15 protein-coding genes and 1 tRNA gene are annotated in these 19671 nt (G+C 68.5%); 8 read left to right on the top strand and 8 right to left on the bottom strand.

Annotated elements, in window-relative coordinates:
* Window positions 1-84 precede the first annotated feature (84 nt).
* The 3 genes from A37E_RS0112175 to mmsB all read left to right on the top strand — a co-directional run bounded on the left by A37E_RS0112175 (window position 85) and on the right by mmsB (window position 3923).
* Window positions 85-1581 carry a CoA-acylating methylmalonate-semialdehyde dehydrogenase gene (locus A37E_RS0112175; RefSeq protein ID WP_029556840.1) on the top strand — a complete coding sequence of 499 codons (1497 nt, stop codon included), beginning with the start codon at window positions 85-87 and terminating at the stop codon, window positions 1579-1581.
* A gap of 109 nt (window positions 1582-1690) precedes the next feature.
* Entirely contained in the window at window positions 1691-2833 is a 1143-nt protein-coding gene (locus tag A37E_RS0112170) for an isobutyryl-CoA dehydrogenase (protein WP_029556839.1), read from the top strand.
* Between the two features lie 190 nt (window positions 2834-3023).
* Window positions 3024-3923 carry a 3-hydroxyisobutyrate dehydrogenase gene (mmsB, locus tag A37E_RS0112165; RefSeq protein WP_029556838.1) on the top strand — a complete coding sequence of 300 codons (900 nt, stop codon included), beginning with the start codon at window positions 3024-3026 and terminating at the stop codon, window positions 3921-3923.
* A 77-nt stretch (window positions 3924-4000) separates the two neighbouring features.
* Here mmsB and A37E_RS0112160 read toward each other — a convergent pair whose 3' ends face one another.
* Window positions 4001-4420, bottom strand: coding sequence for a DUF805 domain-containing protein (locus A37E_RS0112160; protein ID WP_029556837.1), 420 nt, complete (start codon window positions 4418-4420; stop codon window positions 4001-4003).
* A 113-nt stretch (window positions 4421-4533) separates the two neighbouring features.
* Here A37E_RS0112160 and A37E_RS0112155 point away from each other — a divergent pair, with 113 nt between their 5' ends.
* Entirely contained in the window at window positions 4534-5502 is a 969-nt protein-coding gene (locus tag A37E_RS0112155) for an alpha/beta fold hydrolase (RefSeq protein WP_051678973.1), read from the top strand.
* 25 nt (window positions 5503-5527) lie between these two features.
* Here A37E_RS0112155 and A37E_RS0112150 read toward each other — a convergent pair.
* The 4 genes from A37E_RS0112150 to A37E_RS0112135 all read right to left on the bottom strand — a co-directional run bounded on the left by A37E_RS0112150 (window position 5528) and on the right by A37E_RS0112135 (window position 10556).
* Window positions 5528-5604, bottom strand: a tRNA-Met gene (locus tag A37E_RS0112150).
* 124 nt (window positions 5605-5728) lie between these two features.
* Window positions 5729-6373 carry a class I SAM-dependent methyltransferase gene (locus A37E_RS0112145; RefSeq protein ID WP_029556835.1) on the bottom strand — a complete coding sequence of 215 codons (645 nt, stop codon included), beginning with the start codon at window positions 6371-6373 and terminating at the stop codon, window positions 5729-5731.
* 42 nt (window positions 6374-6415) lie between these two features.
* Window positions 6416-7597: a tRNA 2-thiouridine(34) synthase MnmA gene (mnmA, locus tag A37E_RS0112140; RefSeq protein ID WP_038192966.1), complete on the bottom strand. Its 1182-nt coding sequence runs from the start codon at window positions 7595-7597 to the stop codon at window positions 6416-6418.
* Between the two features lie 154 nt (window positions 7598-7751).
* The gene (locus A37E_RS0112135; RefSeq protein ID WP_051678972.1) at window positions 7752-10556 is read right to left on the bottom strand and encodes a [protein-PII] uridylyltransferase; all 2805 of its coding nucleotides are present in this window, start codon (window positions 10554-10556) and stop codon (window positions 7752-7754) included.
* Between the two features lie 194 nt (window positions 10557-10750).
* Here A37E_RS0112135 and A37E_RS25320 point away from each other — a divergent pair, with 194 nt between their 5' ends.
* From A37E_RS25320 to yihA, 3 genes are all read left to right on the top strand, one after another.
* Window positions 10751-11155: a hypothetical protein gene (locus tag A37E_RS25320; protein WP_156026300.1), complete on the top strand. Its 405-nt coding sequence runs from the start codon at window positions 10751-10753 to the stop codon at window positions 11153-11155.
* Between the two features lie 186 nt (window positions 11156-11341).
* Window positions 11342-13540 carry a penicillin-binding protein 1A gene (locus A37E_RS0112125; protein ID WP_245279321.1) on the top strand — a complete coding sequence of 733 codons (2199 nt, stop codon included), beginning with the start codon at window positions 11342-11344 and terminating at the stop codon, window positions 13538-13540.
* 69 nt (window positions 13541-13609) lie between these two features.
* Window positions 13610-14266: a ribosome biogenesis GTP-binding protein YihA/YsxC gene (gene yihA, locus A37E_RS0112120; protein ID WP_029556830.1), complete on the top strand. Its 657-nt coding sequence runs from the start codon at window positions 13610-13612 to the stop codon at window positions 14264-14266.
* Between the two features lie 72 nt (window positions 14267-14338).
* On the opposite strand, the gene A37E_RS0112115 is transcribed toward yihA, so the two are convergent.
* Both A37E_RS0112115 and A37E_RS0112110 read right to left on the bottom strand, forming a co-directional pair.
* Complete coding sequence (locus tag A37E_RS0112115) at window positions 14339-15577, bottom strand: ArgE/DapE family deacylase (protein ID WP_029556829.1); 1239 nt, start codon at window positions 15575-15577, stop codon at window positions 14339-14341.
* 73 nt (window positions 15578-15650) lie between these two features.
* On the bottom strand, window positions 15651-16874 hold the full coding sequence (locus A37E_RS0112110) for a urate hydroxylase PuuD (RefSeq protein ID WP_029556828.1): 1224 nt from the start codon (window positions 16872-16874) through the stop codon (window positions 15651-15653).
* Between the two features lie 130 nt (window positions 16875-17004).
* On the opposite strand from A37E_RS0112110, the gene A37E_RS0112105 reads away from it, so the two are divergent.
* Window positions 17005-17931 (top strand): LysR family transcriptional regulator, encoded by a 927-nt coding sequence (locus tag A37E_RS0112105; RefSeq protein ID WP_024277214.1) that lies wholly within the window; start codon window positions 17005-17007, stop codon window positions 17929-17931.
* Between the two features lie 188 nt (window positions 17932-18119).
* Here A37E_RS0112105 and A37E_RS0112100 read toward each other — a convergent pair whose 3' ends face one another.
* The gene (locus A37E_RS0112100; protein ID WP_029556826.1) at window positions 18120-19511 is read right to left on the bottom strand and encodes a nucleobase:cation symporter-2 family protein; all 1392 of its coding nucleotides are present in this window, start codon (window positions 19509-19511) and stop codon (window positions 18120-18122) included.
* Window positions 19512-19671: the final 160 nt, after the last annotated feature.

The following is a 19671-nucleotide window of genomic DNA, read 5'->3' as shown; positions in this document are numbered from 1 at the left end:
ATAGGGCAGTGTGCCGGCCAACGAACGTCGTCCCAAAACGGCGTCCCTCGTCTGGAAACGTTTTTCCCAAGAAGGAACCGCATCATGCGCGAGATTGGCCATTTCATCGGCGGCAAGCACGTTGCCGGCACGGCCGGGCGCTTCGCCGACGTCTACCAGCCCATGACGGGCGATGTGGTCGGCCACGTGGCCCTCGCCTCCAAGGACGAGCTGAACGCCGCCGTCGCCAACGCCAAGGCCGCGCAGCCCGCCTGGGCCGCCACCAATCCCCAGCGCCGCGCCCGCGTGCTGATGAAGTTCCTGGAGCTGGTGCACCGCGACTACGACATGCTGGCGGACCTGCTCGCCCGCGAGCACGGCAAGACCGTTCCCGACGCCCGCGGCGACATCCAGCGCGGCCTTGAGGTGATCGAGTTCGCCATCGGCATCCCGCACCTGATGAAGGGCGATTTCTCCGACAGCGCCGGCCCGGGCATCGACATCTATTCCATGCGCCAGCCGCTGGGCGTGGTGGCCGGCATCACGCCGTTCAACTTCCCGGCCATGATCCCCATGTGGAAGTTCGGCCCGGCCATCGCCTGCGGCAACGCCTTCATCCTGAAGCCGTCCGAGCGCGATCCCGGCGTGCCCATGCACCTCGCCGAGCTGATGCTGGAAGCCGGCCTGCCCCCCGGCATCCTCAATGTGGTGAACGGCGACAAGGAGGCCGTGGACGGCCTTCTGGACCATCCCGACGTCCACGCCATCGGCTTCGTCGGCTCGTCCAATATCGCCCAGTACATCTATGCCCGCGGCGCGGCCAACGGGAAGCGCATCCAGGGCTTCGGCGGCGCCAAGAACCACATGATCATCATGCCCGACGCGGACATGGACCAGGCCGTGGACGCCCTCATCGGCGCCGGCTACGGCTCCGCCGGCGAGCGCTGCATGGCCATCTCCGTGGCGGTTCCGGTGGGCCCCGAGGCGGCCGACAAGCTGCTGGAGAAGCTCGTTCCCCGTGTCGAGAACCTGAAGATCGGCCCGTCCACCGACGGCTCCGCCGACTTCGGCCCCCTCGTCACCCGCGAGGCGCTGGAGCGCGTGCGCAGCTATGTGGACCTCGGCGTCCAGGAGGGCGCAAAGCTGCTGGTGGATGGCCGCGGCTTCAAGATGCAGGGCTATGAGAACGGCTTCTACATGGGCGGCTGCCTGTTCGACCATGTGACCGCCGACATGCGCATCTACAAGGAAGAGATCTTCGGCCCTGTCCTCTCCGTCGTGCGCGCGCCGGACTACAAGGAGGCCCTGCGCCTTCCCACCGAGCATGAGTATGGCAACGGCGTCGCCATCTTCACCCGCGACGGCGATGCCGCCCGCGACTTCGCCTCCAAGGTGAACGTGGGCATGGTGGGCATCAACGTGCCGATCCCGGTGCCGCTCGCCTACCACACCTTCGGCGGCTGGAAGCGCTCCGGCTTCGGCGACCTGAACCAGCACGGCCCGGACGGCGTGCGCTTCTACACCAAGACCAAGACCGTGACCTCCCGCTGGCCCTCGGGCATCAAGGACGGCGCGGACTTCGTGATCCCCACCATGGGCTGACGCCGGATCGGCCGCTCCGTCCTCAGGGCGGGGCGGCTCTGGCATCGGCGGGTCCGTCGGGCGCATATCTCGGCGGGCACTGGATGGCTCGCACGAAGGCGCCCCCTGCATGTTCACGCTCTCCGAGGACCAGATCGCCATCCGGGACATGGCGCGCGATTTCGCCAATGAGCAGATCGCGCCCTATGCCGTGGAGTGGGACGAGAAGAAGCACTTCCCCGTCGAGCAGTTGCGCGCTGCCGCCGCGCTCGGCATGGGTGGCATCTATGTGCGGGAGGATGTGGGCGGCTCCGGCCTCACCCGCCTCGATGCGGCGCTCATCTTCGAGCAGCTCGCCACCGGCTGCCCTGGCACCTCCGCCTATCTCTCCATCCACAACATGTCGACCTGGATGATCGACCGCTTCGGCGACGACGCCCAGCGCAGGAAGTGGGTGCCGCGCCTCGCCAGCATGGAGCACTTCGCCTCCTACTGCCTCACCGAGCCCGGCGCGGGATCGGACGCGGCGGCGCTGAAGACGAAGGCGGTGCGGAACGGCGACCACTACGTCGTCGACGGCCAGAAACAGTTCATCTCCGGCGCCGGCTCCGCCGACATCTATGTGGTGATGGTGCGCACCGGCGGCGACGGGCCGAAGGGCATCTCCACCCTCGTCATCGAGGCGGGCGCGCCGGGCCTCTCCTTCGGCGCCAATGAGCGCAAGATGGGCTGGAACGTGCAGCCCACCCGCACCGTCACCTTCGAGGGCGTGCGCGTGCCGGTGGAGAACCGGCTGGGCGAGGAAGGCGAGGGCTTCAGGATCGCCATGGCCGGGCTCGACGGCGGCCGGCTGAACATCGGCGCCTGCTCGCTGGGCGGGGCGCAGGCGGCGCTGGAAAAGGCGCTGTCCTACATGCGCGAGCGCAAGGCGTTCGGAAAGCGCCTCGACGAGTTCCAGGCGCTGCAATTCCGCCTCGCCGACATGGCGACCGAGCTGGAATGCGCCCGCACCTTCCTGTGGCGCGCGGCGTCCGCGCTGGATGCCAAGGCGCCGGACGCGACGCAGCTCTGCGCCATGGCCAAGCGCATCGCCACCGATCGCGGCTTCGAGGTGGCCAACGATGCCCTGCAGATGCACGGCGGCTACGGCTACCTCGCCGACTATGGCATCGAGAAGATCGTGCGCGACCTCAGGGTTCACCAGATTCTCGAAGGCACCAACGAGATCATGCGCCTCATCGTCGCCCGCGCGCTGATCGCGCAGGGGAACTGAGGGCGCGTCTTACGCGCGGCGTCTGCGGTCATGCCCGGGCTTGTCCCGGGCATCCACGTGGAGAGGCCGGGCGCCCCGTCTGCGGTCGTGCAGGCGGCACGACGTGGATGGCCGGGACAAGCCCGGCCATGACGGCGGCGAAAACCATCGATAGCTGCACCGGCGGCACCCAATTCGGGAGGAAACCATCATGGCCACCATCGCATTCATCGGCCTCGGCAACATGGGCGGGCCCATGGCCGCCAACCTCGTGAAGGCCGGCCACACTGTCACCGGCTTCGACCTCGTGCCGGCCGCGCTGGAGGCGGCGAAGGCCAAGGGCGTCGCCATCGCCGACAGCGCCAAAGCGGCGGTGGCGTCCGCCGACGCGGTCGTCACCATGCTGCCCTCCGGCAAGCATGTGGTGGGCGCCACCACCGGCGCGGACGGCCTGTTCGCGGCGGCGAAGCCCGGCACGCTCTTCATCGACTCTTCCACCATCGATGTCGCCTCCGCCCGCGCCTTCCACGAGGCGGCCAAGGCGGCGGGTCACGCGAGCGTAGATGCGCCGGTCTCCGGCGGTGTCGGCGGGGCGGAAGCGGGCACGCTGACCTTCATGGTGGGCGGCACGGACGAGGCGTTCGCGGCGGCGAAGCCCATCCTGGAACTGATGGGCAAGAAGATCGTCCATTGCGGCGGCGCCGGCGCGGGCCAGGCGGCGAAGATCTGCAACAACATGATCCTCGGCATCTCGATGATCGCGGCCTCGGAAGCCTTCGTGCTGGCCGAGAAGCTGGGCCTCTCCCATCAGGCGCTGTTCGACGTGGCCTCCACATCTTCCGGTCAGTGCTGGTCCATCAACACCTATTGCCCCGTGCCCGGCCCGGTGCCGACCAGCCCCGCCAATCGCAACTATGTGCCGGGCTTTGCCGCCGCGCTGATGCTGAAGGACCTGAAGCTCTCGCAGGAAGCCGCCGAGACGGCCGGCGCCGCCACCGCGCTGGGCGCCGCGGCGACCGCCCTCTACACCGCCTTCGCGGCGGAGGGGAACGAGGGCAAGGATTTCTCCGGCATCATCGAGTGGATCCGCACGCGAGCGGACGAGACCTGAGCCCGAGCGATCGACGCACGGACATGAAAAAGGCCCGCCGCAGGATGCGCGCGGGCCTTTTTGATTGGGCGCGAGGCTTACCGCGCCGGCAGCAGCGGCGGCCCGTAGACATTGGGCTCGCGCTGGGAGGGCTGCACCCACCAGAACAGGAGCACGAAGAAGCCGAACGGGATGAACAGGATCAGGAACCACCAGCCGGTGCGGCCGATATCGTGCAGCCGCCGCACGGCCACCGCCAGCGAGGGCAGGATCAGGCCGAGGTGGACGACGGTCGAAAGCCAGTTGGGCCCGGCAAAGAAATACCACGCATCGATCTGGCCACCGCTGACCTGCGTCGCGGTGATGGACCCGGCGAGCAGCATGGTGCCGATGACGAAGGCCGCGATCTCCGTCAGCAGGGTGAATACCCAGAACCACCAGAATTCGCTGCGGGGCGCCCGTCCCTGAAAGCCGGCATATTGGCTGAGGCAGCTGCGAACGGCTTGCGTGAATGTCATGGCCCCTCCTCGCGCGCCGTGACCCTGCGGCTGCGCCGGGCTACCTATAGCGGAAGCGTCCGCGCGCGGCCAACCGGGCCGGCGGTCGCCGGGCCGGAGCCGCGGGGGACTTCATGGACCTGATCTTTGCGCTTATCGCCGGCGCGGCCGTGCTGGCGCTGGCCGTGGTGGTCGCCCGAAGGTTCAGAGTGTTCCACCGGCAGGCGCTCGCGCGCGTCGCCGCCGGCAGCGAGATGGCCGCGCTTCCGAGCGGCGCCGTGGAGTATGCCGACCGGGGCGCGGGGCCGGTTCTGCTCTCCATCCATGGCGCGGGCGGCGGGTTCGACCATGGCCTGTTCTTCGCCGACGAACTGATGGGCGGCGGCTTCCGCCTCATCTCGCCCTCGCGCTTCGGCTATCTCCGCACCGGCACGCCCGCCGCAGCGGTGGATGCGCCGGACGGCGGCATCGCCGCGCAGGCGGATGCCCATGCCGACTTGCTCGACCATCTCGGCCTCGACAAGGTGATCGTGATGGGCCTGTCGGCCGGCGCGCGGTCAGCGGCGGCACTGGCCGTGCGCCATCCCGAGAAGGTCCGCGCATTGGTGCTGCTGGTGCCCGCGCTCGACGCCCCGCACAGCCCGGTGGCGACAGACCCCACCGGGGGAAGCCGCCTCGCCTTCGCCATCGTGAAGGCCGGGGGCGATTTCTTCTGGTGGCTCATCGGCGCCCTCGGCCCCTCGATGGTGATCCGCTTCGTGGGCGTGCGGCCTGCGCTCCTGAAGGAGGCGGGGGAGAGCGAGCGGGCGCGGGTGCTGAAGATCGCCGCCGCCATCGCGCCGGTGTCCGAGCGCGCGGCCGGCATCCGGCTCGACAGCGCCTGCCCGCACCCGGTGCTGCCGCTGGAGCGCATCACCGCGCCCACCCTCATCGTCTCGGCGCGGGATGATCTCTTCAACACGTTGCCGGCGGCGGAGGTGGCGGCGGCGCGCATCCCCGGCGCGCGGCTCATTGCCTACGACACCGGCGGCCATCTGCTGGTGGGGCGGGCCACGCAGACACGCGCGGCGGTGCGCGCATTTCTCGATGAAGTCGCGCCGTGAAGAGAATTTGGAGGCAGGGGGTGGATGGTAGCAGCGGGTGGATTTGAACCACCGACCTCCGGGTTATGAATCCGGCGCTCTCACCGACTGAGCTACGCTGCCACAACACATCCGACGCAAGTTGCGTCAGGAGACGCGCATATAGAGGCGGGGCCACGCGGGTGTCAAGAATCCCCGCGCGCCCTGTGAACAGAAGGCTTGTGGGCAGAACTTGCGGCCAAAAGGCTCAGGCCGCCTTCTTCTTGATGCGCACCATCTTGAAGAAGCCCACGGGGAAGACGGGGGCGATGCTCACCACTTCCATGTCGGGATACTTGGCCGCCCAGTTGCGCAGGCGGCTGGCCTTGAAGGCGATGCTCCAGCCGATCTTCTTCACCAGCGGGGCAAGGGCCGCCTCCACATGCATGGTCGCGCCTTCATCGGCACCCAGCTTGGAGGCGATGACGATCTCGCCGCCCGGCCGCAGCACGCGGTACATCTCGTCCAGCGCGCCCTCGGGGTCGGGCACCAGCGTGATGACGAAAGGCACGGTGACGGCGTCGAAGCTGTGGTCGGCGAAGCCGAGCTTGCAGGCGTCCATGGCGCAGAGCAGGCCCACCTGCTTCAGGCCCCGCTCCACCTTCTTCTCCACCGCCTTCTGCAGCATGTGGAAGGACAGGTCGATGCCGGTGACGCGGCAGCCGGCGGGATAGTAAGGCAGCACCAGCCCGGTGCCGACGCCCACTTCCAGAATGTCGGGACCACAGGCGGCGGCGGCGGCGGAGGTCTTGCGCTGGGCGTCCGCCAGCAGCTTCACATAGACCTTGTCGTAGATGGGCGCCCACTTGGCATAGGCCTTCTTCTGGCCTTCGAGATCGTACTGAACCGCCATTGTGCCGTCTCTCCCGCCCCAAGCCCCGAGGGCAACCCGTCCTCAGGCGACCTCTGCGACCGCCTTCGCCACCCGCTCCGCCTTCACGATGGTGCCGCCGCCCAGAAGGCGGGCACCGGCGCCGGGGGCATCGTAGAGCACGCAGGCCTGCCCCGGCGCAACGCCTTCCTCGCCGAGCGCGAGATGCACGGCCGGGGTGCCATCCGCCGTGCGGCCGAGGCGCGCCGGTACCGGGGGACGGGTGGATCGCACCTTCACATGGACTTCAGCCTCGGCATCCAGCGCCGCGGCGAAGGGGATGTCCCCCAGCCAGTTCACGTCGGCCATGGAGATGGCCCGCACCGCCAGCGCCTCGCGTGGGCCGACCCGCACCTCGCGCCGGGAGGCATCGATGGAGATCACATAGAGCGGCTCGGGCGTGGCGATGCCGAGGCCCTTGCGCTGGCCGATGGTGTAATGGAGCACGCCCTTGTGGCGGCCCAGCACCCGGCCATCCAGATGCACGATGTCACCCGCTTCGCCCGCTTCGGGCCGCAGGCGCTGCACCACCTCGGCATAATCGCCGCCGGGCACAAAGCAGATGTCCTGGCTGTCGGGCTTCTCCGCCACCGGCAGGCCGAACTCGGCCGCGAGCGCCCGCACGTCCGCCTTCTGCATCTCGCCGAGGGGGAAGCGCAGCTTGTCGAGCTGGGCGGCCGTGGTGGCATAGAGGAAATAGGACTGGTCCCGCGCCTCCTCAGCCGCGCGGAACAGGCCGCGCCCACCACCGGGCAGCGCGCGGCTCGCCACATAATGCCCGGTCGCGAGATAGCGCGCGCCCAGCTCCTCGGCGGTGGCGAGCAGGTCGCGGAACTTGACGGTGCGGTTGCAGTCCACGCAGGGAATGGGCGTGACGCCGGCCGCATAGCTCGCGGCGAAGCGGTCGATCACCTCCTCGCGGAAGCGGCTTTCATAATCGAGCACGTAATGGGGGATGCCCAGCGTGCGCGCCACTTCACTGGCGTCATAGATGTCCTGCCCCGCGCAGCATGAGCCGGGCCGGTGCGCCGCCTCGCCATGGTCGTAGAGCTGGAGGGTGACGCCCACCACGTCATAGCCGGCGCGGGCCAAAAGGGCCGCCACCACGGACGAATCCACCCCGCCCGACATGGCCACCACGACGCGCGTCGCCGCGCGATCGGCACGGGCGGCGTCGGAAGCATCGAGGAGGAGGTCGTCGGTCATCTCGGTCGTCGGCTTTCGGCCGTGGGATCGGAAGGAGGCGCGGCAGAACGTATGCCGCACCGTCGCCAAGTGCAAACAAGGTGCAAACGATTGGCATCTGAGCCACGCGAGCGCGGCGAAAAAACGGCCTTCCCGCCCGCTCCGCGGCGCCCCGTCACCCCCGCGCCACCCGGCGGGTCGGCTCCTCGTCCTCCACCGGGCCCTCGAACACCGAGACAAGGGCGCGGCGGATGGTGGACTGGCGGGCGGCGCCGGTGATCTTCGCACCCATCAGGTCGGTGACGTAGAACACGTCCACCGCCCGCTCGCCGAAGGTGGCGACATGGGCCGAGGCGATGTTGAGGTTGAGCCGCGACAAAGTGTTGGTGAGGGCGAACAGCAGGCCCGGCCGGTCGAGGCCGGACACCTCCACCACCGTGTGGCGGTTCGACCAGGAATTGTTCACCGTCACCTCGGGCTCGACGGTAAAGGTCCGCCGGCCCTTGGGCAGCTTCTTGGCCATCACCTCCGGCAGGCGCACCTCGCCGGTGAGCGCCTGCTCCACCGCTTCCCGGATGCGGTTGGCGCGTCTGAGTTCGTCCTCGTCATGGTCGAAGGCGCGGCGGATGGCGATGGTGTCCAGCGCCAGCCCGTCGGTGGTGGTGGATATCTGCGCATCCACGATGTTGGCGCCCGCCGCGGCGCAGGCCCCGGCGATGATGGACAGGAGCTTGGGATGGTCCGGCGCCAGCACGGTGAGCGTGGTGATGCCGCGGCCGGGCTCCAGCGACGCATGGGTGGCGATGGAGCGGCCGGCCGTCTCCGCCTCGTCCACGAAGCGGGCGTGGCGCAGCTTGGTCTCGAGGTCCACGCGCAGCCAGTAGGGCGGATAATGGCGCGCCACATAGGCGGCGACCTTCTCGTCGTCCCAGTCGGAGAGGGCCGAGCGGAACTGCGACTGGGCAGCGGTGACGCGCTTGCCCCGGTCCACTTCCGAGAAGCCGCCGGTGAGCACCGGCTCGGTCTCGTAATAGAGCGTGCGCAGAAGCTGCGCCTTCCAGCCATTCCAGGTGCCCGGCCCCACCGCCTTGATGTCGGCCGTGGTGAGGATGGTCAGCAGCTTCATCCGCTCCAGGTTCTGCACCACGGAGGCGAAATTCTCGATGGTCTTGCGGTCGGACAGGTCGCGGGACTGGGCGACCGTGGACATGACGAGGTGCTGCTCCACCAGCCACGCCACCGTCTCGGTCTCCACCGGCGACAGGCCGAAGCGCGGGCAGAGCTTGCGGGCGATGCGGGCGCCGGCCACCGAATGGTCCTCCGGGCGACCCTTGGCGATGTCGTGCAGCAGCAGGGCGACATAGAGCAGGTTGCGGTTCTTCACCGTGCCCATCAGCTCGTTGGCGAGCCCGTTCTCCGGGTTCACCTTGCGCTCGATCTCCGAGAGGATGCCGATGCAGCGCAGGAGGTGCTCGTCCACCGTGTAGTGGTGGTACATGTTGAACTGCATCATGGCGACGATCTTGCCGAACTCCGGCAGGAACCGCCCCAGCACGCCCACCTCGTTCATCCGCCGCAGCACCGTCTCGGGCGCGTCCTTGGAGGTGACGATCTCCAGGAACAGCCGGTTCGCCTCCGGATTCTCGCGCACGCTCGCATCGATGAGGCCGAGGGAGCGGGCGGCGAGCTGGCTGGCGTCGGGATGCAGCGCCAGGTTGCGCTTGTCGGCCACGTGGAAGATGCGGATGAGGTTCACCGGGTCGCGGTTGAACGCCTCCGGGTCCGCCACATTCAGGCGGTCATGGTCGAGGATGAAGTCCGTCGTGTCCTTCAGCGTGATGCGGCGGGAGCCGGCGCGGAAGCGCTCCACCATGCCCTTGAGGCCCGGCACCGGCTTCTCGTGGCGCTCCTCCAGCGCGGCGGAGAGGATGGCGGTGAGATCGCCCACATCCTTCGCCACGAGGAAATAGTGCTTCATGAAGCGTTCCACGTCCTTCTGGCCGGGATGCTCCGTATAGCCGAGGCGCAGCGCCATCTCCCGCTGCAGGTCGAAGGAGAGGCGGTCCTCGGCGCGGCCGGTGAGGAAGTGCAGGTGGCAGCGCACGGACCACAGGAAGTCCTCGCACTTCTTGAAGAGGTTCGCCTCCTCGCGGGTGAACACGCCCTTGGCGACGAGCTGGCTCGCGGTCTGCACCCGGTAGACGTATTTGGAGATCCAGAAGAGGGTGTGCAGGTCGCGAAGGCCGCCCTTGCTCTCCTTGACGTTGGGCTCGACGAGGTAGCGCGACTGGCCGGAGCGGCGCAGGCGATCCTCGCGCTCGGCCATCTTGGCGGCGACGAACTCGGCGCCGGTGCCCTCCACCACTTCCTTGTCGAAGCGCTTCTCCAGATCCTCGAACAGCGCCTTGTCGCCGACGAGGAAGCGGGCTTCGAGAATGGAGGTGCGGATGGTGAAGTCGGCCCGGGCCTGCCGCAGGCATTCCTCCACCGAGCGGGTGGCATGGCCCACCTTCAGCCCGAGATCCCAGAGAATGTAGAGCATGGCCTCGGCGACGCTCTCGCCCCAGGCCGTCTGCTTGTAGGGCAGCACGAACAGGATGTCGGTGTCGGAGCCCGGCGCCATCATGCCGCGGCCGTATCCGCCCACCGCCACCACCGCCATGCGCTCGGAGCGGGAGGGATTGTCCACCGGATAGAGGAAGGTGGTGGCCACCTCATAGGCGCTGGAGATGACCGCATCCTGCAGCGCGGAGAGGCGCATGGCGCAGCAGCGGCCGCAGCCGTCTTCCAGCAGGAGGCGCTCGGCGGCGGCACGGCCGTCCTGCATGCCCTTCTTGAGGCGTGCGACGACGGCGTTGCGCAAATCGAGGTCGCGGCCCTTGTGGGCGGAAGCGATTTCCCGGATCTCGGCCTTGAGGGCCTGGCCTTCGAAGGGTTCGCCGATGACGCGGTTGACCTTGGAGGAACGGACGGTGGGCATTGCTCGGCGATCTGGAGGCACGAAGGGCAGGAGCCTTCATCTTTACCGCAATCAGCGCCCGGCCGCGAGCGGCGTTCATTGGTCGCTCTCGAATCGGCCGCAGCGGAACCTATATTTCTGTGATGGAACACATGCCGTACGGACAGCTTCGCGCTCGGGCCACCCAGACATTCCGAAAGGTGATGTATGGCGCGATGGCACTGGGGATCGCGCTCGCGCCGGCCAGCGCCCTGGCCGCGACGGGTGTGGGCACGCCCATCGTGGGCGGAGCGGCGGTCATTCCCCCGATCCAGCGGCCGGCACCACGTCCCGTGGTGCGGCCGGCCCCGACCGTCCCGCGCGCGCCGACGGTCGTGACGCCCAGGCCGAAGCTGCCGGCGCCGAAGCCGGTGGTGCCGGCAGACCCCACGCCCATCATCCAGCCCGCGCCGTTCCGCAGCAACACGCCCATCGGCGCCCAGCCCGGCTCCGGCGCGCCGCTCGGCGTGCTGCCGGGCGGCCTCGCCACGCCGCTTGTGGGTCCGGCGCCGGCGCCGAACACCTGCTGGTTCTACACGACGCCGGCGAAGACGGTGGGCTACTGGAGCAAGTGCCCGTAAGGCATCAGCCTGAAGACCACCCGCGAAAACGCTTGCGGCGTAACGCTTCCTTGAGGTGAGGCGGGCACCATCTGCCCCAGCGGCTGATCTTCGCCCCATTTTGGTGGTGGAAGGAGCCGCGCGGCCCGAGAGCAGGCCGGCTATGCGACGGGAATTGGAATGACCGCACAGGGACGGGGGGACGGCATGAGGCGCGAGCCGCTCATGGAGCGGCCCGAATCCCTGTTCGACATCCGTCTCGACCCGCGCGACCGCTCCGCCGCACCGCCCCCGGAACCACCCCGCCCCGCCCGCAAGCCGGCCGCGCGGCCCAAGGCCAAGGCGGAACCCGACATGCGTCCCGATCCCGCCCCGCGCCGCGGCCGCGCCGAGCCGCCGCCCCGCCGGCCCCGCCGTGGCGGTGGGGGGCGTCTCGTGTTCCGGCTGGTGAAATGGGGCTTCATCCTGGGCATGTGGGCGCTGCTCGCCCTCGCCGGCGTCATCGCCTACGAGGCGTCGAAGCTGCCGCCCATGCAGACGCTGATGATCCCCAAGCGTCCGCCCACCGTCACCGTGCAGGGGGCGGACGGTAAGACCATCGCCACACGCGGCGACATGGGCGGCGTGGCCGTGCCCATCGGCGAGCTGCCGCCTTATCTGCCCAAGGCTTTCGTCGCCATCGAGGACCAGCGCTTCTACAGCCATTTCGGCCTCGATCCCGAAGGCCTCGCCCGCGCCCTCGTCACCAACCTCACCTCCCGGCGGCTCAGGCAGGGCGGCTCGACGCTGACCCAGCAGCTCGCCAAGAACCTGTTCCTGACCCAGGAGCGCACGGCCTCGCGCAAGATGCAGGAGCTGGTGCTGGCCCTGTGGCTGGAGCACAAGTTCAGCAAGGACCAGCTGCTCGACCTCTATCTCAACCGCGTCTATTTCGGCGCCGGCGCCTATGGCGTGGAGGCAGCGGCGCAGCGCTATTTCGGCAAGTCCGCCCGGCAGGTGACGCTGGCCGAGGCCGCCATGCTGGCCGGGCTCGTCAACTCGCCCTCGCGCCTCGCCCCGACCCGGAACCTGAAGGGCGCGCAGACCCGCGCCAATCTGGTTCTGGCCGCCATGCGCGACCAGAAGATGATCTCCGCGGACATGGCGAGCACCGCCCAGGCGCGCCCGGCGCAGCTCGCGCGCAGCGGCATGCCCGATTCCTCCGGCTACGTGGCCGACTGGGTGATGGACCAGCTGGATTCCGTGCTCGGCGACGGCGAGCTGCCCGGCGACGTCACCGTGCGCACCACCATCGATCCCGCGCTCCAGAAGGCGGGCGAGGCGGCGCTGGAGGACACGCTGGCGAAATCCGGCACCAAGTACGGCGTCGGCCAGGGTGCCATCGTGGTGCTCGACCCCGATGGCGGGGTGAAGGCGCTCATCGGCGGTCGCTCCTATGCGGACAGCCAGTACAACCGCGCCGTCACCGCCCGGCGGCAGCCGGGCTCGGCCTTCAAACCGTTCATCTATCTCACCGCCGTCGAACACGGCCTGACGCCGGAGAGCGTGCGCGAGGACGCGCCCATCCAGCTCAAGGGCTGGCGGCCGGAGAACTCGACCCGCGATTATCGCGGCCCGGTGACGCTCACCACCGCGCTCGCCCTCTCCCTGAACACGGTGTCGGTGCGCCTTGTGCTGGAGTTCGGCCCCAAGGCCGTGGTGCAGACGGCCCACCGCATGGGCATCTCCTCGAACCTCGACCCCAACCCCTCCATCGCGCTGGGCACCTCCGAAGTGTCGGTGCTGGAGCTGGCGGGCGCCTACACGCCCTTCGCCAACGGCGGCCTCGGCGTGATGCCCCATGTCATCGACAGCGTGATCGGGCCGGACGGCAAGCCGCTCTACGAGCGCAACGTCACCGGCATGGGCCGCGTGGTCGCCTCCGAATATGTGGCGATGATGAACCACATGATGACCCAGACGCTGGCCACCGGCACCGCGCGCCGCGCCGACCTGCCGGGCTGGGAGGCGGCGGGCAAGACCGGCACCTCGCAGGATTACCGCGACGCCTGGTTCGTCGGCTACACCGCCAAGTACGTGACGGCGGTGTGGCTCGGCAATGACGATTCCTCGCCCACCAAGAAGGCCTCCGGCGCCAACCTGCCGGTGGAGATCTGGAGCCGCGTGATGAAGGCGGCGCACCAGGGCGTGCCGGTGGCGGAGCTTCCGGGCGGGCTGAGGTCCTACGGCTTCGGCGGCAACGGCTACGGCCAGCCGGGCGCCACCTACCTGCCGCCGGCCGACATGCCAGACGACCGTCCGTCGGCCGTGGTCGGCCAGATGCCGGCGCCCCCGCCCCAGCAGGAGCCACCCATGACGCTGGACCGCTGGTTTGCAGAGACCTTCCTCGGCCAGGGCCGGCGGTAACCGGAGGCGCGCGCCGCGCCACGGGCGCTCCCGCCTTGCGCCCGCCGTCTGGCTCTAGGATAAGGCGTCATGACCGAGACCCCTTCCCCCGCCGACGCCGATCCCTATCTCGAGCCCGGCCGCCTGCTGTTCGCCGGCGACTGGCAGTTCGTCTCCGCGGCACCCACCGTCGAGGTGCTGCCGCCCATGCAGGGCATGGAGATCGCGCTGGCCGGCCGCTCCAACGTGGGCAAGTCCTCCCTCGTCAATGCGCTGACCGGCCGCAAGGCGCTGGCGCGCACCTCGGTGACGCCGGGGCGCACGCAGGAATTGATCTTCTTCCGGGTGGGGCCGGAGCTGTGCCTCGTGGACATGCCCGGCTACGGCTTCGCCAAGGCGCCGAAGGAGAAGGTCGACGCCTGGACGCGCACCATCAAGGATTACCTGCGCGGCCGGGTGAACCTCGCACGCGTCTTCGTGCTCATCGATTCCCGCCACGGCATCAAGCCGGTGGACGAGGAGATTCTCGACCTCCTCGACAAGGCGGCCGTCTCCTACGCCATCATCCTCACCAAGGTGGATCAGGTGAAGCCGAGCGCTTTGCCCTCGGTGATCGCCGGCGTGGAAGACAAGATCCGCCGGCGGCCGGCGGCCTATCCGAAGATCTTTCCCACCTCCAGCAACACCGGGCAGGGCTTCCCGGAGCTGCGCGCGGCGGTGGCGCAGCTTCTCGCCGAGCAGGGCTGAAGCCCGCGCGGCGCTTGAGCGTGATCTTGCGAAAACCGATTGGCCTCGATCAAAGACCGACGCCAAAAGGGCTCAGGCCAGCAGATCGGCAACCGTGAGCGCGATCACCAGCGTCGCCTTGTCGAGGTCGGAGAGCAGCAAATTCTCGTCCGCCCGGTGGCCGTTGGCCTCCTCGATGGTGTGCGGGCCGGCGCCGTAGAGCACCACGGGCACGCCGGCCTCGGCATAGAGGCGCGCATCCGTATAGAGCGGCACGCCGGTGGTCTTCACCTCCTCGCCGGTCACGGCCGAGGCATTGCGGCAGATGACGCCGGCGAGGTGCATGGCCCTGTCGTCCGGCACCAGCGGGCGGGCGATCAGGATGCGCCGAACCTCGGCCTTCGCCTTCGAGCCCTCCAGCGCCTTGGCGATGACGCCACGCACCTCGGCCTCCACCTGTTCCGGGTTCTCGCCGGGCACGATGCGGCGGTCGAGGCGGAAGGTGACGCGATCGGGCACCACATTGGTGTTGATGCCGCCGGAGATGAGACCCACCGTGAGCTGCGGCGAGCCGATGCCGGGCACGTCGGAGACCTTCGCCTGCAGCGTGTCGCGATAGGCATAGAGCGCGGTCAGGATATGGGTCGCGCCCTCCAGCGCGTCGATGCCGGTGAAGGGCAGCGCGGCATGGGCCGACTTGCCGATCACCTCGACTTCGAGGTGCAGGCAGCCGTTGTGCGCCACCACGACCCCATAGGAGAAGCCGGCCGAGACGGCATAGTCGGGCTTGGTGAGGCCGGTTTCCAGAATCCAGCCCGGCCCCACCTCGCCGCCGATCTCCTCGTCATAGGTGAAGTGCAGTTCCACCGTGCCCTTGAGCGGCAGGCCGGAGCGCTTCAGGGCGTCGAGGGCGAAGGCATAGGTGGCGAAATCGGACTTGGAGACGGCGACGCCGCGGCCATACATGCGCCCGTCCACCACCTCGGCGCCATAGGGGTCCTTGGTCCAGCCCTCGCCGGGGGGCACCACGTCACCATGGGCGTTCAGCGCCACCACGGGGCCCGCGTCTGCCTCTGCACCGAACCGGTGGCGGATGATGAGGTTGGTGGCCGTGACCATGCCCGCCGCCTTCACCCGGTCGGCCGGCACGGCGTGGCGCTCCACCGTGTAGCCAAGGGCTTCCAGCAGTTCGGCGGCGCGCGCCGCATGGGGGGCGCAATCGCCGGGGGGATTGTCGGAAGGCACCTTCACCAGCTCCGCCAGAAACTGGCGCTGCGCTTCGATGCGCTCGGCGATCAGGCTGCGGAGGGTGTCGGCGTCGGCGGTGGACATGACGTCTTCCTTGTTCTTGGGGCGGGCCGCAGCCCGCCGGTTCTCTCGTTTTAGGGTTCTAGGAGGATGCGGTCTATTTCCCGGACGCCCATTCCTTCAGCATCGCGCGGTCCTCATCGGACAATTCGGTGATGTTGTTGGGCGGCATGGCGTGGCTCAGGCCGGCCTGCACGAGGATGAGCTTGCGGTTCTTGTAGATGGCCTCCTCCGTGTCGAGGAGGATGCCGCGCGGCGCGATGGCGAAGCCCTCATAGACCGGCTCGGCGGCGTGGCACATGGCGCAGCGGCCCATGACGATGTTCTGCACATCCACCGGCACGCCCACCGCAGGCCCGCTCTTGGCGAAGGCCGGGGAGACCAGCGGCGGCAGGCCCAGCGCCATGCGGCCGGCGGGCGTAGTGGTGGCCGAGATGAATATCGCGAGGATCAGGCACACGGCCGCCACCAGCCAGCACCACGCCTTGTCGCCGCGCCCGGCATGCCGCTCGTTGTAGAAATAGCGGATCACCGTTCCCGCCACGAGCGCCAGCGCCACGATGACGAAGGCGTAGGGCGTGGAATAGGTCAGTGGGTAATGGTTGGAGATCATCAGGAAGACGACGGGCAAAGTGAAGTAGTTGTTGTGCCCGGAGCGGAGCTTGGCGGTCTTGCCGTAATAGGGGTTCGGCACCTCGCCCGCCTTCAGCGCCGCCACCACCTTGTACTGGTTGGGGATGATGACGAAGAAGACGTTGCCGCTCATGATGGTGGCCATCAGCGCGCCGGTATGGATGAAGGCCGCGCGGGGCGAGAACACCTGCTGGTACAGGAACGCCGCCAGCACCACGCCAGCGAACACGATGATGCCCACCACCAGCGGCTTGTCGCCGAGCTTCGAACGGCAGAGCTGGTCGTAGGCGATCCACCCCGCCGCAAGCCCGCCGAGGCCGATGGCGACGGCGGTGACGGGCTTCAAATTCATCACCGCCGGATCGATCAGGAAGATCGAGGACTGGTAGTAATAGACCCAGATAAGCAGGAAGAATCCGGTGATCCAGGTGGCATAGGACTGCCACTTGTGCCAGCCCAGTTCCTCGGGGAGAAAATCGGGCGCCACCAGATACTTCTTCACCTGGTAGAAGCCGCCGCCATGCACTTCCCACGCCTCCCCGCCCTTGCCGGCGGGGATGTCGGGCGTCGCCTTCAGGCTGGCATCAAGGTGCATGAAGTAGAAGGACGCGCCGATCCACGCCATGCCGGCGATGATGTGCGTCCAGCGCAGCAGCAGGCTGCCATACTCGTGGAGGATGGGTTCCATTGCCGTTTCAGATCCCGTGGCTGGAAGATGCGGGCGCATTGGCCCCTGTCACGCCCACGGACGGGGACCATTGGCCCCGGCCCGCGGCGTGGGTATCGTTCTTGTGGCGTCGGGTGAGGGGTGACGAAGCGTGCTGGAGAACATGAAGGCCTTCGTCGCCTCGGTGGAGAGCGAGAGCTTCTCGGAGGCCGGGCGTCGGCTGCATTTGTCGGCCAACGTGGTCAGCCACCGCATCCAGATGCTGGAGAAGCACCTCGGCTGCCGGCTGTTCAACCGCACCACCCGCCGCATGAGCCTGACCGAGCAGGGGCGCGTCTACTACGAGGCGATCACCGAGGCCCTGCGCCTCATCGAGGCGGCGGAGAGCAACGTCTCGGAACTCGGCGCCCTGCCCCGCGGCGCGCTGCGCGTCACCGCCCCGCTCCATCTCGGCCGCCGGCTGGTGGCGCAGGTGGCGGCGCGCTACCAGGAGACCCATCCCGAGATCGACGTGCGCCTGCGCCTGTCGGAACATACCCTCGACCTCATCGCCGAATCCATCGACGTGGCGCTGCGCCTCGCCACCTTCGAGGATTCCAGCATGATCATGCGCAAGGTGGCGCAGGTCGAGCGCATTGTGTGCGCCGCACCCAGCTATCTGGAACGGGCCGGCGTACCGCAGCGGCCGCAGGATCTGCTCACCCATCAATGCCTCCTCCTGCGGTTCGCGAGCCTTCGGGAATTGCGCTGGATGCTCACCGACGAAGGCCGGGACCTCGCCGTTCCCGTCACCGGCCATCTGGAGGCCGACGACGGCGACGTGCTCACCGTGTGGGCCGTCGAGGGTCGCGGCATCGTGGTGAAGCCGCGGTTCGAGGTGGCGGACGCCCTCGCGGACGGCCGCCTCGTGCCGCTGCTGGAGAAGAACCCGCCCCAGCCGGCGACGCTGGCGGTGCTCTACCCCGCCCGCCAGCTGGTGCCGCTGAAGGTGAAGGCCTTCGCCGACATGCTGGTGGATCAGGGCCGGCGCTACATCGCCCGCGAGCTGGCCAAGATCGGGGAGCGGCTGCCGGCCTGAGCCGGCCCGCGTCCCGATGGTTCCCCTGAAGCCCGCGCGGCGCCTGAGCGAAAGCAACGCCAACCACCCGCGCGGCGCCGGGCTCCGGCGGAAGCCGGAACCCGTCTTTGACCGGCTCAACTCGGGAACACCCGAGTTGAGTGCGTGGCCCACTCGACATCGGTCGCAGACCGATGTCGATGGCATCATCAGTGCGCCTCGGCCTGCTTGGCGGCGGCGACGATCTCCTCGGTGGAGGTCTTCTTCACGCCGTTGAAGAACACGTTGAGCGCCACGGCGACGATGGCGCAGAGCAGGATGCCGCTCTCCAAGAGCGGATGCAGCTCATGCGGCAGCGCCTTGAAGAAGTTGGGCGACACCAGCGGGATCATGCCGAAGCCCACCGCGATGGCGACGATGAAGAGGTTGTTGCGGTTGGTCTTGAAATCGACGCCGGTGAGGATGCGCGCGCCGGTGGCGGCCACCATGCCGAACATCACGAGACCCGCGCCGCCCAGCACCACCTGCGGCACCGCCTCCACCAGCGCGGCCATCTTCGGCATCAGGCCGAGGCCGAGCATGATGACGCCGCCCGTCACCGTCACCCAGCGCGAGCGCACGCCGGTGACGCCGACGAGGCCCACATTCTGCGAGAAGGAGGTGTAGGGGAAGGTATTGAAGATGCCGCCGAGCAGCGTGCCCACGCCATCGGCCCTGAGGCCGCGGGCCAGCGCCTTCTCGTCCACCGGCTTGCCGGTCATGTCGGAGAGGGCGAGGAACATGCCCAGCGACTCGATCATGACCACGATCATCACGATGCACATGGTGATGATCGGCACGAGGTGGAACGTGGGCATGCCGAAGTGGAACGGCAGGATGACGTCGAACCACGGCGCTGCCGCCACCTTCTCGAAGTGCATGATGCCGATGACCGAGGCGAGGATCGCGCCGGCGATGATGCCGAGCAGCACCGCCACATTTGCCACGAAGCCCTTGCCGAAGCGGATGAAGGCGAGGATCACCAGCAGCACGAACAGGGCGATGCCGAGGCCCTGGAGCTGGGCGTAATTGGGATTGGCGACCTGCACCACCTTGCCGTCGATGGTCTGGGTGAGGAAGGGAATGCCGCCGCCGGCCCAGTTGATGCCGACACGCATCAGGGAGATGCCGATCACCATGATGATGGTGCCCGTCACCACCGGCGGGAACAGAGGCAGCAGGCGCGAGATGAAGGGCGCGACGACGATGCCGAAGATGCCGGCAGCGATGACCGAGCCATAGATGCCGAGGATGCCGATGGCGGGATCGTTGGCCATGGACAGCATGGGGCCGACCGAGGCGAAGGTGACGCCCATCATCACCGGCAGGCGGATGCCCACCCCGAGGAAGCCGAGGCATTGGGCCAGGGTCGCGAGACCGCAGGCGAACAGGTCAGCCGAGATCAGGAACGCCACCTGCTCCGGCGGCAGCTTGAGCGCGCGGCCAATGATGAGCGGCACCGCGACCGCGCCGGCATACATGACGAGGACATGCTGGAGGCCGAGCGCGGCGAGTTTCGGCGCCGGCAGGATTTCGTCTACGGGATGAACGGCTTGTGACATCTGGTTCCCCCAAAGGAAGAGCGATCGAAATCAGGAAGGGCGTTCTTCAAATTTGTTGGCGACGGCAACGCTCCGGCGCGGCTCCGAACGGGCACTGCCCAACGCATCGGCATGCCTCATTGGAGATCAATTCCCGAGCCGGGGAAATACGTGTGGTAAT

Source organism: Xanthobacter sp. 91, assembly GCF_000702385.1.
GTDB lineage: Bacteria > Pseudomonadota > Alphaproteobacteria > Rhizobiales > Xanthobacteraceae > Xanthobacter > Xanthobacter aminoxidans.
Note: the sequence above shows the minus strand (reverse complement) of the source record. Positions and strands in the feature narration are given on the sequence as shown.

What these genes read in the sequence shown, in the direction of transcription:
- mmsB (WP_029556838.1), top strand. Translation starts at nt 3,024, where the DNA reads ATGGCCACCATCGCATTCATCGGCCTCGGCAACATGGGCGGGCCCATG.
- A37E_RS0112115 (WP_029556829.1), bottom strand. Translation starts at nt 15,577, where the DNA reads ATGTCCACCGCCGACGCCGACACCCTCCGCAGCCTGATCGCCGAGCGC.
- A37E_RS0112135 (WP_051678972.1), bottom strand. Translation starts at nt 10,556, where the DNA reads ATGCCCACCGTCCGTTCCTCCAAGGTCAACCGCGTCATCGGCGAACCC.
- mnmA (WP_038192966.1), bottom strand. Translation starts at nt 7,597, where the DNA reads ATGACCGACGACCTCCTCCTCGATGCTTCCGACGCCGCCCGTGCCGAT.
- A37E_RS0112145 (WP_029556835.1), bottom strand. Translation starts at nt 6,373, where the DNA reads ATGGCGGTTCAGTACGATCTCGAAGGCCAGAAGAAGGCCTATGCCAAG.
- A37E_RS0112170 (WP_029556839.1), top strand. Translation starts at nt 1,691, where the DNA reads ATGTTCACGCTCTCCGAGGACCAGATCGCCATCCGGGACATGGCGCGC.
- A37E_RS0112110 (WP_029556828.1), bottom strand. Translation starts at nt 16,874, where the DNA reads ATGGAACCCATCCTCCACGAGTATGGCAGCCTGCTGCTGCGCTGGACG.
- A37E_RS0112175 (WP_029556840.1), top strand. Translation starts at nt 85, where the DNA reads ATGCGCGAGATTGGCCATTTCATCGGCGGCAAGCACGTTGCCGGCACG.
- A37E_RS0112160 (WP_029556837.1), bottom strand. Translation starts at nt 4,420, where the DNA reads ATGACATTCACGCAAGCCGTTCGCAGCTGCCTCAGCCAATATGCCGGC.
- A37E_RS0112155 (WP_051678973.1), top strand. Translation starts at nt 4,534, where the DNA reads ATGGACCTGATCTTTGCGCTTATCGCCGGCGCGGCCGTGCTGGCGCTG.
- yihA (WP_029556830.1), top strand. Translation starts at nt 13,610, where the DNA reads ATGACCGAGACCCCTTCCCCCGCCGACGCCGATCCCTATCTCGAGCCC.
- A37E_RS25320 (WP_156026300.1), top strand. Translation starts at nt 10,751, where the DNA reads ATGGCACTGGGGATCGCGCTCGCGCCGGCCAGCGCCCTGGCCGCGACG.
- A37E_RS0112100 (WP_029556826.1), bottom strand. Translation starts at nt 19,511, where the DNA reads ATGTCACAAGCCGTTCATCCCGTAGACGAAATCCTGCCGGCGCCGAAA.
- A37E_RS0112125 (WP_245279321.1), top strand. Translation starts at nt 11,342, where the DNA reads ATGAGGCGCGAGCCGCTCATGGAGCGGCCCGAATCCCTGTTCGACATC.